The following is a 684-nucleotide window of genomic DNA, read 5'->3' on the forward strand; positions in this document are numbered from 1 at the left end:
GGGATGCCGAAATCGTCGAACCAGTCCGCGAGGATCTCACCAACGCCCACATGCCGACTGGCGAGCAGCATGAGCACGCCGACGCCCATGGATCTCTGCGGCAGTTCTCGAGGCGGTCCATGTCGGCGTCCAAGAATCGCATATCGAACGACGCGTTATGACCGATGATGACGCGACCGGAGAGGAACTCGATCAGATGCGATGCCACCTCCTCGAAGAACGGCGCGCCGAAGATGTACTTCGAGGACATGCCTTGTATCCGCTGCGGCCCTAGATCACGGCGCGGGTTGATGAGCGTGTCCCACTGCCCGGTGACGATGCCATCCGGATCGACGTGCACGACGGCGACCTCGACGGCACGGTGGTGATATTCCGGCAGCAGACCCGTCGTCTCGAAGTCGATGACAGCGAAACCGGGGCCTGCGACGGGCGCGGGAGCTAACGACATGCGCCGAGCGTAACGCGCGCGGGCGACGGCGCCGGCGGTCCGCGAAACTCACCCGCGGGAGACGGCCCCGTCCCCCTACGATGAGCGCCATGCTGACGTCCTCGCCGAACACCCTCTTCGACCAAACATCGATCTTCGCCCTGAGCACGACTAACTCCATCCTCGCTTTCGTCGTGTGGTTCTTGACAGCCATCGCGCTGTGTCGCGTTTTCACAAAAGGTGGCAATCCGGGCTGA

The 684-nt window shown here is 63.2% G+C and carries 2 protein-coding genes; one reads left to right on the plus strand and one right to left on the minus strand.

Annotated elements, in window-relative coordinates; genetic code table 11:
• Positions 1 to 448: PolC-type DNA polymerase III (locus I5G_RS24800; protein WP_275574425.1), on the minus strand; the 448-nt coding region annotated here is incomplete at its 3' end.
• Positions 449 to 537: 89 nt separating this feature from the next.
• Between I5G_RS24800 and I5G_RS25915 the strand changes: the two genes are divergently transcribed.
• Entirely contained in the window at positions 538 to 684 is a 147-nt protein-coding gene (locus I5G_RS25915) for a hypothetical protein (protein ID WP_022879487.1), read from the plus strand.

Source organism: Microbacterium sp. B19, assembly GCF_000333395.1.
Lineage (GTDB): Bacteria > Actinomycetota > Actinomycetes > Actinomycetales > Microbacteriaceae > Microbacterium.

Coding starts and splice junctions, on each gene's coding strand:
- I5G_RS25915 (WP_022879487.1), top strand. CDS start 538: ATGCTGACGTCCTCGCCGAACACCCTCTTCGACCAAACATCGATCTTC.